Source organism: Mucilaginibacter rubeus, assembly GCF_003286415.2.
GTDB lineage: Bacteria > Bacteroidota > Bacteroidia > Sphingobacteriales > Sphingobacteriaceae > Mucilaginibacter > Mucilaginibacter rubeus_A.
Genome location: NZ_CP043450.1, coordinates 3,259,033 through 3,274,491, shown reverse-complemented (window position 1 = coordinate 3,274,491; position 15,459 = coordinate 3,259,033). Strand labels below are relative to the sequence as shown.

Annotated in this window: 2 protein-coding genes; both read left to right on the top strand. The window is 43.5% G+C overall.

The window, feature by feature from the left end; translation table 11 throughout:
• Positions 1-18: 18 nt before the first annotated feature.
• Entirely contained in the window at positions 19-13,590 is a 13,572-nt protein-coding gene (locus DEO27_RS12840) for a non-ribosomal peptide synthetase (protein ID WP_190295401.1), read from the top strand.
• A gap of 15 nt (positions 13,591-13,605) precedes the next feature.
• Entirely contained in the window at positions 13,606-15,408 is a 1,803-nt protein-coding gene (locus tag DEO27_RS12835) for an ABC transporter ATP-binding protein (RefSeq protein ID WP_112565437.1), read from the top strand.
• The last annotated feature ends 51 nt before the right edge of the window (positions 15,409-15,459 follow it).

Here is a 15,459-nt window from a genome sequence, read left to right as displayed (position 1 = left end):
TTATTAAACCTTGAAAAAATGAACTTTTCGTTATCGGTAGATAATGAGAAGCTTAATTTAAATGCGAATAAGAACAAGGTTACCCCGGAACAGATAAACGCTGTAAAGAACAACAGCGAGATCATTAACTTTATCAAAACTCATAAAGATGAATTAATCAGGTACATTTCTAATCTTCCTAAACTATCAGCAGGTAACCAAAAAAATGTAGTTTCTATTTACAGGTTAAGCGGCTTGCAGGAAGGCATGTTGTTTCATAGCCTGTACAATGAGCAGTTTGGCAGCTACATTGAGCAGTTTACGTGCGATATCATCGATGCCGATCTTGACGTGCTAAAAGCGGCCTGGGCCGAAGTTATTGCAAAGCATACCATTTTGCGTACCGGCTTTTATTATGAGTCGTTCAGTATTCCTGTTCAATGTGTTTATCGGGATGTAACTCTTCCCATAGCAGAGTTTGATTACAGTGAGCTGGATGCTGCATCACAAACTACAGCGTTTGATGAGTTTTTAATTACCGATCGTGAACGGGGCTTTGATTTTGATAAGCCGCCTTTAATGCGCATTTCTTTATTTAGGTTAAATGATAGCCGTTACCGGATGTTATGGAGTTTTCATCATATCCTGTTTGATGGCTGGTCGTTACCAGTATTGATGAGCGAGTTTTTAGAAGCCTATGAGCTTTTGTTAAGAGGACAAGCTCTTGCCCAAACACCAGAAGACAAGTATGAAGATTTTATCCGTTTCCTGGAGCGAAGGGATAAATGGGCAGAGGAAAGTTATTGGAGAAATTATCTGCAGGGTGTAAGCGAAGGGACTTCGTTGCCTTTTGTTAAAAAAACAAACACTGCACTTTTAAAAGCCAAATTTCTTTCGGTTAGCAAAGTATTTGATAAAGATAGCTCGGCGCTGATCAATGCTTTTGTAAAGAAACACCGTATCACTTTAAACACCCTTATGCAAGGTGTATGGGCATTGCTGTTGAACAGGTACACTGGTAATCAGAATGTATTGTTTGGTACAGTAGTTTCCGGCCGACCAGATGAATTGACAGATGTAGAACAGCGTGTGGGTTTATTTATCAATACCATACCGTTTAAGGCTACTTTTGATAACCAGGAAATAATTAACTGGTTGCAGGGTTTGCAGTCCGATCAGGCTGCTTCAAGAAATTATCAGCATGCTACACTTCAAAATATCAAAGCGTGGGCGGGCGTAAAAACCGATCTGTTTGACAGCATCCTGGTTTTTGAAAACTATCCTGTAAACAAAGCTATAAACGCCAAACAATGGTCGTTAAAAGTTGAGAACGCCAATACTTACGAACAAACTAACTACCCTTTAACTATTTTAATTGCCGATGCCGATGGTTTGAACTTTACTTTTAATTATAATTCAGATCTTTTAGAAACAAGCTATGTACAGTCTATCGTTGATCAGTTTACTTACGTGATGTCGCAGGTTACTGAAGGGGCTGTAAAAACACTAAACGAAATTTCTATACTTACTCCTGCTGAAGCATCGATTTTGGCAGGTTTTAATAATACAGCCGCATCGTATCCGGCAGATAAAAACCTGGTAAGCCTTTTTGAAGAGCAGGTGAAGAAAACACCTGAGGCCATCGCCGTAAAGTTTGAAGGTGATACACTTACTTATCAGAAATTAAATGAACGAGCTAATCAGTTAGCCCGTTATCTTCAGTTACAGGGAGTTGCTAAGGAAACGTTGGTACCCATTTGCCTGGAGCGAAGTTTTGAAATGTTGATAGGCATAATTGGCATACTGAAAGCCGGCGGTGCGTATATTCCGGTTGATCCCGAATATCCTGTTGATAGGATAGCTTACATGCTTAATGACAGTGCGGCTAAAATTGTGTTAAGCAGCGGAGCCGGAACTTCAAAGCTTCAGGCTGGTACATTACAGGTAATTGAGCTGGATAAAGATTGGGAACTGATTTCAGAACAGGATAACAGCAACCTTGATACGATAATAACTGTCGATCAACTGGCCTATGTAATTTATACTTCCGGGTCAACAGGCAAACCTAAGGGTGCTATGAACGAGCATGGCGGGGTAGTGAACAGGTTAGCCTGGACACAAAGTTATTTCGGGTTGGCCGATGAGGATACCGTACTCCAAAAAAACACATTCAGCTTTGACGTATCTGTATGGGAACTTTTATGGCCTGTACTAACCGGCGCTAAACTCGTTTTTGCCAAACCCGGCGCGCAAGGCGATAGCCTTTATCTGAAATCGGTAATAGAACGTCAAAACGTAACACTCCTTCATTTTGTGCCATCAATGTTAAGCGTGTTTTTGCTTGATATCGAAAAAGGGGATTGCCCGGAACTTAAGCATGTATTATGCAGTGGCGAAGCCTTGACAACAGCGCAGATTAAACTGTTCCGAAGCAAATTACCGCATGTTGCCTTACATAATTTATATGGCCCAACCGAGGCCGCTATAGACGTTACGTATTGGAGCGATTTAGAGAAAGATCCGAATATTGAGATTGTACCCATCGGTGCGCCTGTATCAAATACACAGCTCCATATCAGGAATAAAGAGGGCGAGTTAAGCCCGATAGGCGTACCTGGCGAGATCTGTATAGGCGGTGTACAGGTGGCAAGGGGCTATCTGAACCAGCCTGAACTGACAAAAGAAAAGTTCATCACAGATCCGTATAGCGAGAATGAAAATGCCAGGCTGTACAAAACAGGCGATCAGGGCAGATGGCTACCGGATGGCAATATCGAATACCTGGGCAGGATAGATGATCAGGTAAAGATCCGGGGGTACCGGATCGAACTTGGCGAGATCGAACAGGTATTACTACAGATCGAGAACGTAAGGCAGGCAGTAGTGCTTGCCAAAACGGATAAACAAGGCACTAAAAGGCTGACGGCTTACGTGGTGATGGAAGAAGGAGCCTACGATAAACAGGAATTACAGAACTACCTTGGCGAAAGGTTACCGGAATACATGGTACCAAGGCTATGGGTAAGACTGGACAGTTTGCCATTAACACCCAACGGTAAAACCGATAAACGTGCACTACCTGAAGCGGAAGCAAACCAGGAAGAAAGCTACACTGCTCCGGAAACCAAAACCGAAAAGCAATTAGCAAAAATCTGGGAGGAACTGCTTGGTGTAGAAAAGGTAGGTACAAAGGATAATTTCTTTGAGTTGGGCGGGCATTCGCTATTGGCTATGCGGGTAATCTCGCAGGTAAGAAGAGAACTGAACAAAGAGCTGAAAATTCGTGATCTGTTCGTTTACCCGACCATTGCGGATCTGGCCAAACAACTGGAAGTAGAAAACATCACAGCACAGGGCACGATACAAAGAGTAAACCCAAGACCGGAATATACCCCGCTGTCCTATAGCCAGGAAAGGTTATGGTTTATAGACAGGCTGGAAGGCAGCGTTCAATATCATATCCCCGCTGTGCTAAAACTAACCGGCGAGGTAAATGTCAATGCGTTAGAAAACGCGCTGAGAAATGTGGTAGAGCGCCATGAGGTACTGCGTACCGTGATCAGGGAGCATGAGGGACAAGGTTACCAATATATTAAAGCTAACAACTGGACGCTAAAACAAAGCGGAATAAACGAAAACGAAGCAGAACTCAAAGCATATATCAGCCAGGAAGTAAACAGGCCTTTTGACCTGTCACAGGATGATATGTTGAGGGCAGAGCTGATCGCAACAGCAAAAGATGAATATGTCCTGCTACTGTTGCTGCACCATATCGCGGCAGATGGCTGGTCGATGCCGGTATTGGTAAGGGAGTTCAGCAAACTTTATAGCAGCTACAACAAAAACGAGCCAATAAAACTTAAAGCACCGGAGATCCAATATGCGGACTATGCGATCTGGCAAAGGGAATATCTGAATGCCGAAAAACTGCAAAGCAAACTGAGCTATTGGGAAGAAAAGTTATCGGGAACAGCGACACTTGAACTGCCGACAGACCATATGCGTCCGGCTGTACAAAGCAGTAGGGGATCGGTATATGAGTTTACGATAGCCAAAGAACAGGCAGCGCAATTAAAACAGTTGAGTCTTGAACAAGGAGCTACGCTGTACATGACGCTGCTGGCGATATTTAAAGTGCTGCTTTACCGCTATAGTGGTCAGGATGATATCTGTGTAGGTACGCCTGTAGCTAACCGCGATAGGGAAGAAACTGCTGAACTTATCGGCTTTTTCGTGAACACGCTTGCACTAAGAACAGCCCTGAACGGAGAAGAAACATTTACAGAACTATTAAGCAAAGTAAAACAAACCACACTGGAAGCTTACAGCCACCAGGAAGTACCGTTTGAAAAAGTAGTAGAAGCGGTAGTAAAAGAAAGGGATTTGAGCCGGAGCCCGTTGTTCCAGGTGATGTTTGTGCTGCAGAATACAGGCGTTATCCCGACATTAGAGTTGGGCGATATTAAAATCACCGGCGAACGTGCAGGTGATTATTCCAGCAAATATGACCTAAGCTATAACGCTGAGGAAACTAAAGATGGGATCAGGATCGTAGCGGAATACAATACCGATTTATATGAGGCAGAGACCATTGAAAGGATGGCCGGTCACTATGTACAGCTGATCGCATCGGTAACTGAAACACCTGCAACTCAACTTAACAAGTTAAAGTTGTTAAGCCAGGCGGAAGAGCTACAACTACAAAAGTTCAACGAAACAGTAGTGGCATATCCTAAAGAGAGCATAGTTAGTCTGTTTGAAAAGCAGGTACAAGCAAATCCAACTGCAACAGCATTGGTGTTTGAGGGAGAAATAGTAAGCTACCAGGAGTTAAATGAGCAATCAAACAAGATTGCAAACTACCTGATCAAACAAGGGATAAAAACAGAAAGTCTTGTAGCGATTTGTATCGAGCGCGGCATCAATATGATGGCGGGTATATTAGGTATCCTGAAAGCAGGAGCAGCTTATATACCGGTTGATATGGACTACCCGAAAGAGCGCATCAGCCATATCCTTGAAGATACTCTGGCAACGATAATATTGACCAGCAGCACAGGCAGGGCAAATCTAAATGATATAAACGCTCAGGTTATCGAACTTGATAATAATCAGGACATAGTAAACCAAAGCAATGGGAATCTGAATATCGCTATCGAGTCAAATCAGCTGGCGTGCGTGATGTATACTTCAGGTTCAACAGGCAAACCCAAAGGAGTAATGGTGGAGCACCGAAGTATCATCAATTATTGCAACGGGTTTGTGAACTATTTCGAGATCACTAAAGAAGATAAAGTGCTTCAGCAATCATCGGTATCATTTGATACCATGTGTGAGGAAATTTATCCTGCACTGGTAACAGGGGCCAAAGTAGTGATTGTAAAAGAAGGTGGTAAAGATGTGGATGCTATCAAGCATCTGTTAGCAACAGAAGGGATAACGATCCTGAGCGCTACGCCAACAGTTATCGCTTACCTGAACAAAGAATCGGCAAACCATAACATCGATATCCAAAGCCTGCGCTATATCATTAGCGGAGGAGAGTTGTTGCAACCCGGTTTTATAGATCATCTGTATCCAAAAGTACAGGTAGTAAACAGCTACGGCCCAACCGAGGGAACGGTATGCGCGAGCTATTATACCATAAACGATATAAATAAAGCCGCGCTGATCGGTTCACCTGTATCAAACACGCAGATCTACATCAGAAACGCATCAGGCGAGTTAAGCCCGATAGGTGTACCGGGTGAGATCTGCATTGGCGGTGTACAGGTAGCAAGAGGCTATCTGAACCAGCCTGAACTAACAAAAGAAAAGTTCATCACAGATCCGTACAGCGAGGATAAAAATGCCAGGCTGTATAAAACCGGCGACCAGGGCAGATGGCTACCTGATGGCAACATCGAATACCTGGGCAGGATAGATGACCAGGTAAAGATCAGAGGCTATAGGATCGAATTAGGCGAGATTGAGCAGGTGCTGCTTCAAAACGAAAACGTAAGACAAGCGGTAGTATTGGCCAAAGCCGATAAACAGGGCACGAAAAGATTGACCGCCTACGTGGTAATGGAAGAAGCAGCCTACGATAAACAGGAATTACAGAACTACCTTGGCGAAAGGTTACCTGAATACATGGTGCCGAGGCTATGGGTAAGACTGGACAGCCTGCCTTTAACACCCAACGGTAAAACCGATAAGAAGGCATTGCCCGAAGCGGAAGCAAACCAGGAAGAAAGCTACACAGCACCAGAGACAACTACAGAAAAGCAACTGACAAAAATCTGGGAAGAATTGCTGGGTATAGAAAAGGTAGGGACAAAGGATAATTTCTTTGAACTGGGCGGGCATTCGCTGCTGGCTATGCGGGTGATCTCGCAGGTAAGAAGGGAACTGAACAAGGAGTTAAAGATCCGTGACCTGTTTGTTTACCCGACCATTGCGGATTTGGCAAAGCAACTGGAAGTTGAAAATACGACAACAGAAGGAACTATACAGAAAGCAGAACCAAGACCGGAATATATCCCGCTGTCATACAGCCAGGAAAGGTTGTGGTTTATAGACAGGTTGGAAGGAAGCGTGCAATATCATATCCCCGGCGTCTTAAAATTAGAAGGTATTCTTGATGCCGGTTCTTTGGAACGGGCAATAAGGGAAGTTGTGAACCGGCATGAGGTATTGCGTACGGTGATCAGGGAACATGACGGTCATGGGTTTCAGTTTGTAAAACCTGCTGGTCAATGGAAATTATCCCGGACTTCATCTGAAAATGATGCGGCATTAAATTCGCATATCAATACATTTATAGAACAATCGTTCGACTTGGCAGCGGATGATATGCTTCGTGCGGAACTGATCAGCATTGACAACAATTCGCACGTATTGGTAATGGTCATCCATCATATCGCGTCAGATGCTTGGTCATTACCAATAATAGTTGATGAAATAGCCGCTTTATATAGCGCTTATAGCAACGGTAATCAATTACATTTACCGGAACCTGCATTACAGTTTACCGATTATGCCTTGTGGTTACGCGATAATTTGCATGAAGATAAATTAGAAGAGAAACTTCAATACTGGAAATCGAAACTTCAGGATGCAGTGCCCCTGCAATTACCTACCGATCATGTGCGCCCGGCAAGTAACAGCAGCAAAGGATCTACCTTAACCTTCAATATCGACAAAAAGCTAAGCGAGGGCTTACAGTTGTTAAGCCAGGAGCACGGCGTGACACTTTACATGACGCTGTTATCAGCCTTTAATGTATTGATGTACCGTTATAGCGGTCAGGATGATATTTGTGTAGGCACATCAATCGCCGGCAGGCCAAATCCTGAGCTGGAAAGATTAATTGGTTTTTTTGTAAATACCCTCGCGTTACGCAACCACATCAACGCCGACGAGTCCTTTACAAAGCTGCTGGCCCAGGTAAAGCAAACTACTTTGGAAGCCTATGAGCACCAGGAAGTACCATTTGAAAAAGTGGTTGAAGCCGTTGTAAAGGAAAGAACGGCCGGCGTTAGTCCGCTATTTCAGGTGATGCTGGTATTGGGTAATACGCCAACGGTACCCGAATTAAAACTAAGCGGCCTCGAGCTTTCAGGTTTTGATTATGAGCAATCTGCTGTAAAGTTCGACCTTACATTTTTTGTAAGCGAAACTCTTGATGGGTTACAATGTGCCGTACAATACCGGACCGATATTTTTAGCTCGGTGCGGATTGAAACCATGGTTCAGCACTTCTGTGCCTTACTGGCTTCGGCAGTAGCCGAACCCGAAATGCCGGTAGGTAAACTGGAAATGCTTGATCTATCGCAAAAAGAAAATCTACTAACGCTGGGTAAGAGTGTTTGCTTATATCCAACGGATAAAACTATTGCTGATATCTTCGACAACATAGTTTCAAAATCTCCAATTGCAAACGCGGTTACCTATGAAGGTCAGTCAATTAGTTTTGATGAATTAAATAAACGTTCAAACCGGTTAGCGCATCATTTGCAGCGTTATGGTGTTGGAGCTGATACATTAGTACCACTTTATATCGAGCGCGGTATCTCCATGATTGTTGGCATTGTAGGCATCCTGAAAGCAGGTGCTGCTTATGTACCTATTGATACGGACTATCCGCTTGAAAGGGTTAACCATATCCTGGAAGATACGAATGCAAAAATCGCTGTAAGCACTCCTAAATTTGCTGATAGTCTGGCAGATATTTCAGAATGGTTAAAAGTTGTTGAACTTGATGAGCAAAACTGGGAGCTGGCTGCTGAGCCCGAAACCGATGTGATAAGGGCCATCTCACCGGATAATCTTGCCTATGTGATTTATACATCAGGTTCAACGGGCAAACCTAAAGGGGTACAAATTACCCAACGAAACATTGTCGATTATGTTTATGGTCTGGATGACCGTATCGGTATCAGCGCCTGCAAAACATTCGGTTTAATGTCTACCATTGCAACCGATTTGGGTAATACCGTTTTATTTAGCTCATTATTGTTTGGTGGTACACTGCATGTTTTCTCTAAAGAAACATTGAGCCACATTGAAGCACTGCATACTTATTTTGAAGATCACCGGATAGATTGTATCAAGATAGTGCCATCGCATTGGAAAGCATTATCGGCAGATGAGCCGTTGATGCCTGCTCGTATGCTTGTTTTTGGAGGAGAATCATTATCGACTGAGATCGTTTCCAAGATCAGGCAATACAGCGATTGCCGCATCATTAATCACTATGGGCCAACCGAAACCACAATTGGTAAACTATTATATGAGGTAAATGATGCAAACCATACAGTTATTCCAATCGGACGGCCGTTTGCAAATACGCAAACATATGTATTAAATAAAGATCTGCAATTGTGCCCAATAGGTGTTCCCGGCCAATTATTTATAGGCGGAACAGGATTGGCTAAAGGTTATCAGGGACAAGTAGCGTTGACGGCAGAAAAATTTATAGTTGACCCGTATAGCAATGATGGCGCCCTGATATATCAAACGGGGGATGCCGTACAATATAATGCTGAAGGAAATATCGAATACCTTGGCCGTGTAGACGATCAGGTAAAAATAAGGGGCTATCGTGTTGAGCCTGGCGAAATTAGCCGGATCCTGGAACAAAGCAGATTGGTAAGCCAGGCAATAGTATTGGCCCGCCGCGATAAACAGGGAAATAACCAACTGGTAGGCTACGTGGTTGCTTCCGGCGAATTTGATAGGGCAACGATCATAGCAGGCCTAAAAGAGCAGCTGCCTGAATATATGATACCCGCTTACCTGGTTGAACTTAAAGAAATTCCGTTAACGGCGGCTGGTAAAATAAACCGTAAGCTATTACCTGATCCGGAAGTTGAAGTATCCGCGGAACGTGATAACAAACCGGCCACCGAAACAGAGATCAAACTGGCCGCTATCTGGCAGGACATCCTTGAGATAGAATCGATAGGCGTTCATGATGATTTCTTTGAGCTTGGTGGCCACTCCTTGCTGGCTGTACGCCTGATCTCCGCGGTGCGCAAGGCATTTATGGTTGAGTTGCCGATAAGTGATGTGTTTGATTATCCTACGGTAAGCAAATTAAGTAGCCGCTTAAATATAAGTAAGGTTGATGAAGATATTACAAACATAGGTGTACAGGAGCGTCCGGAGCATATCCCGCTATCATTCAGCCAGGAGCGCATGTGGTTTATTGACAGGCTGGAAGGCTCTGTACAATATCACCTTCCGGCTGTATTACGTTTAACCGGTAAATTAAATATACCGGCGTTAACGAGCGCATTCCAACAGATAGTTGGTCGTCATGAAGTTTTACGCACCGTAATAAGGGAGCATGAGGGGCGTGGCTATCAATATATAAAACCGGCGGGTGATTGGCTGTTAGAGCAAACCTCCCTGGAAGAAATTGAAACCGTAGGCATTAATTTACAAGATTATGTTCAGCGCCAAATAGCCAGACCGTTTAATTTATCGCAGGATCATATGCTGCGTGCCGAACTGATTCAGACTGGTGCGGAAGCATATATTTTGTTGTTAACCATGCACCACATAGCCTCAGATGGCTGGTCAACCTCAATTCTTGTACGGGAATTAGGCGTTTTATACAAAGCATTTGCATCAGGAACTGAGGCTGAAACTTCGGAGCTACCTGTCTTGCCGATACAATATGCAGATTATGCTATCTGGCAACGGAATCATCTTCAAAGTGATCTGCTGGAACAAAAGCTCGGTTATTGGAAAGATAAACTGGAGGGAATATCTGCCATTCAATTACCTACAGATTATCGCAGGCCTTTGATCAGAAGTAATCAGGGTTTAACTGAGGCGGTATTTGTAGATAAATCACTGGTTGATGGTTTAAATGCCTTAAGTCGTAAACAGGGAACAACGCTGTATATGACATTGCTTTCGGCATTTGTAGTGCTCCTTTACCGTTACAGCGGGCAGGAGGATATAAGTGTAGGTACACCGGTATCCGGTCGTAGCCACCAGGAAATTGAAGGTTTGATAGGTTTCTTTATCAATACGCTGGTTTTAAGAAACAATGTACAGGGCGGCGAAGCCTTTACAAAACTCCTTGAACAGGTGAAAAATACAACCCTCGAAGCTTATAACCACCAGGAAGTGCCGTTTGAAAAAGTGGTTGAAGCCGTTGTGAAGGAAAGGGATATGAGCCACAGTCCGCTGTTTCAGGTCATGTTCACACTTCAAAATACACCTGAAATACCTGAGTTGAAATTGGCTGATGTAACATTAAGCGCCGAAACAGCCGACGATACAACGTCTAAATTCGATATCAGTTTAAATCTGGTGGAGACTGCAGAAGGCCTTGTTGGTGGATTGACTTATAACACTGATCTCTTTAAAGCTGCGACTATGGAGCGTATGATTGGTCATTTTACCGCCATCCTGCAATCCGTAGTTCAAAGTCCTGCCGAAATCATCGGACGGATCAACATGCTGAGTTCGAACGAAGAACAACAGCAGTTAAAGAACTTTAACGCCACGGACGCTGATTATCCTACAGATAAAAGCGTTCTGGATATTTTTGAGCAGCAGGTTGCCCAAACACCAGAAGCGGTTGCCGTGACATTTGAAGATGAAACACTGACTTATCAGCAGTTGAGCGATAAAGCAAACAGCCTGGCAAAATATCTGCAGGCTCATGGGGTTAAAACGGAAACCATCGTGCCTGTTTGCATCGAGCGCGGAATTGAAATGATAGTTGGCATTTTGGGTGTAATGAAAGCCGGAGGCGTATACGTGCCTTTTGATCCGGAATACCCGCAAGATCGTATCGATTATATGCTGAAAGACACCGGCGCTAAGCTGGTAGTAAGCAGCAGCGCTTGCAGTAACAAATTTGCTAAGGCAAATATCCCGGTAGTTGAACTTGACAGACATTGGACAGATGTGGCAAAGTATGATGCAGACAAACTAAATTCATCCATTACCGCCGAGCAACTCGCCTATATCATTTATACATCGGGTTCTACCGGCAGGCCAAAAGGGGTAATGATTGAGCACCGGAGTGTGGTAAACCTGGTGTTGGCCCACAAACGCGACTTGAAGCTTAAGCACGGTACGCGGTTCCTGCAATTTGCATCATTTGGTTTTGACGCATCATGTAATGAAATATTCAGCACGTTGTTAACCGGCGGTTGTCTGGTGATGTGCACGAAAGAATCGCTTTTATCAGCCGACGAATTTAGTCAGCTTTTACTAAAGCAAAAAGTAGAGATCGCCATATTGCCGCCCGCTTTTCAGCAATTTATCGAAAATGTGCCCGGTACGCTTCGTGTTGTTATTTCTGCAGGCGAGGCCCTGAATGAGGCCGCTACGAAGCATATACAATTGCAAGGTGTAGAGGTGTTAAACGGTTATGGGCCAACCGAATGTACCGTATGTGCCGCACAAACACATCAACCCATAAGGCCCGATGGAATTATAACCATAGGTAAACCTATGGATAATGTACAGATCTATATTCTGAACAAGGAAAATCAGCTAAGCCCGGTAGGCGTGTCTGGCGAAATCTGCATCGGCGGTATCCAGGTGGCAAGAGGATATTTGAATCAACCTGAGTTAACAAACGAGAAATTTATAAAAGATCCGTTTGCAGAAACGCCAGGCACACGTTTATATCGTACCGGCGATTTAGGACGCTGGCTGCCTGATGGAGATATTGAATATCTTGGTAGGATGGATGATCAGGTTAAGATCCGTGGTTTCCGTATAGAACTTGGCGAGATCGAAAATGTATTGCTTCAAAGCGGATTGGTTTCGCAGGCCGTTGTGTTATCAAAACCAGATATCGACGGTGTAAACAGGCTGATAGCTTATGTTACATCAGATACGGGGTATGATAAACCAGCCTTGATAGCATACCTGACTGCTCATTTACCCGAGTACATGGTTCCCAAATTATGGGTACTGCTTGATAAACTGCCCGTAACAACTCATGGCAAGGTAGATAAACGGGCCCTGCCTGATGTTGATATGGCCGAACAATTAAACTATAACTACGTAGCGCCGCGCAATAAAACAGAAGAAGGACTGGCAGCAATATGGCAGCGCCTTTTGGGCATCGATAAGATCAGTATCCATGATAACTTCTTTGAGTTGGGTGGCCATTCCATATTGGCTATGCGGTTGATAGCCGCGGTTAAAAAGGAATTGAGCATCAATATTACCATCAGGGATCTGTTTATTAACCCAACAATTGCCAAGCTTTACCGTAGGTCGCAAAATCAAAATATTGATCTTACGCAATCGCTTATCCCAATAAAAACTACCGGTAATAAAACACCACTTTATATAGTTTGTGGCGCCGGCGGTACGGCATTCAAGTTTAAGGATTTTGTGAACCTGCTTGATCCGGAGCAGCCTGTTTACGGTTTGCAGCAGCCTTTACACATCAGTAATCCTGCTGATTTTCCGGATACTATAGAGGGAATTGCCGAACGATACGTAACAGAAATGCTGTTGGATAACCCTTATGGGCCTTACGCATTGGCTGGTCATTGCCTTGGCGGTATGATAGCCGTTGAAATGGCCAGTCAGCTTCAAGCCATGGGTAAAAAGATCTCCATGCTTGCCATGTTTGACGCGGATGCGAAACCATTGACAGAAGCTGTTGTTGAACAGCCTAACAATAACCTGCCATCATTGGTTAAAAGATCGGTTTCAGTAATATCTACCAAAGTTAAGTTTGAGTTGTTTTTGTTGATGAAGCACCCTAAACAGGCTATTATGTATAAGGCCAGGAAAATAGGGCCTCTGTTTAGCAACACCGAATCAAAGCTTGCAAATGTTGATCAGGATATTTTTGACAGGATTACGCTGCAAATAAAAACGGCTGCTGATAATTATCAGATAAAGCCATACAATGGCGAAATAGTTTTGTTTAACGCGACACAGCAATACTACTTTATTGATAAGGTTAACAAGATCATTTACAAAGAGCTGGAAGTTAACTTCGAAAACAAAAATGCCTGGAAAGATTATGCTCAATCTGTTAAAATACACGAAGTTAAAGGGGAGCATTCAACCATTTTTGATGAGTTGAACGCAAGAGAGTTTTCTGAAATATTACAACACTACTTAGGTTAATAAATCGCAAAAAGAATGGGATTAACAATTAGGGACAGATTGGTTGCATACCGTAATCTTCCAAAGTTTTTTAGCCTGGTTTGGAAAGTTAGCCCCCGGCTAACTTTATGTAATATCGTTATCAGGATTTTGCAGGCAATTATTCCGCTTGGTTTACTTAGCGTAGGTAAGTACATCATTGACGAGGCTATTGCCATAACGCATAATAGGGCGCTGTCATATGATTATCTCTGGAAATTGATTGCCATTGAATTTATACTGATCCTGGTATTAATTATACTTGGTAAAGTCACTTCGCTTATTGACGAACTTTTAGGTGAGCGTCTTACAAATGACACCACCAACATGATCATGGAGCATGCCGCTAAGCTGGACCTGGTGCAGTTTGAAAACTCGCAGTTTTATGATAAGTTGGAAAGGGCAAGGCAACAAACTACCGGTCGTGCCATTTTGTTAACGCACGTATTTAGCCAGGTTCAGGATATGATCACCATTACCTCATATGTAGTGGTGTTGGTAGCCTTTAATCCATGGATAATCGTAATCCTTTTATCGGTTACATTACCATCATTACTGGGCGAATTTTATTTCAATAATAAAAACTACAGCTTAATACGCAGTCAAACGCAGGCCAGACGCGAGCTTGACTATTTAAGCCTGGTGGCCAGCAGCGACGTGGCAGCCAAGGAAGTCAGGTTATTTGATCTCTCGGGCTTTTTTATCAACCGGTTCAAAAAAATCTCCCATAACCTTTATGATGCCAAGCGGAAATTCGGTGTAAAACGACTTATCATAAGCTCTTTGATAAGCATTCCGGGAGTAGTAGGGTTTTACATCGTGTTTTTTTATATCGTACAACGTGTACTACAGGGGAGCCTTACAATAGGTGGATTAACCCTTTTATTAGGAACCATAAGGCAGCTGGGTGGTTTAGTACAAAACAGCGCCAAGCGGTTTAACGCCGTAGCACAGGGAGCAATTTACTTGACGGATTTCTTTGATTTCTTCAGGATCATGCCCACTATCACAATCCCCAATAGTCCACGGCCATTTCCTGATCCTATTGTGTCAGGCTTCACCTTTGAAAATGTCGGGTTTAAATATACCAACTCTGATAAATGGGCTAACAGGCATTTGAACTTCACCCTTCGCCCCGGCGAGAAACTGGCATTAGTGGGGGAGAATGGAGCAGGTAAAACAACCCTGGTAAAGTTGCTGGTACGTTTATATGATCCTACAGAGGGACGCATAACACTTGACGGGTATGATTTAAAGGAATATAACATCGAGGATATCAGGACGCAAATGGGTATCATTTTCCAGGATTTTATCAAATACCAAATGCCTGCATCGGTAAATATAGCTGTGGGGGATATAGCAGGGATTGATCAGGAAGACCTTATTATTAGCGCTGCAAAACAAAGCCTGGCACATCCCATAGTAGATAGGCTGCCAAAAAAATATCAGCAAATGCTGGGTACGCATTTTGAAACAGGTGTTGAGCTATCGGGCGGCGAATGGCAGAAAGTAGCGCTTGCCAGGGCTTATATGCGTAATGCACAGATAGTGATCCTCGATGAGCCAACGGCTGCCTTGGATGCGCGTTCGGAGTACGAAGTATTTAAACGTTTTTCGGATATCACTGAAAAGAAAACCGCGGTGCTTATCTCTCACCGTTTTTCAACAGTACGCATGGCCGATAGGATCATCGTATTGGATAAAGGAGAGATCCTGGAAATAGGAAGCCATGAAGAACTTTTACAAAAAGGCGACCGCTATGCGGAGTTATTTGAGCTACAGGCAGCCGGCTACAAATAAAAAATTGCCAAAACCTTACACCGATAAAGACATTTACCTATATAAATAACA

Coding starts and splice junctions, on each gene's coding strand:
- DEO27_RS12840 (WP_190295401.1), top strand. CDS start 19: ATGAACTTTTCGTTATCGGTAGATAATGAGAAGCTTAATTTAAATGCG.
- DEO27_RS12835 (WP_112565437.1), top strand. CDS start 13,606: ATGGGATTAACAATTAGGGACAGATTGGTTGCATACCGTAATCTTCCA.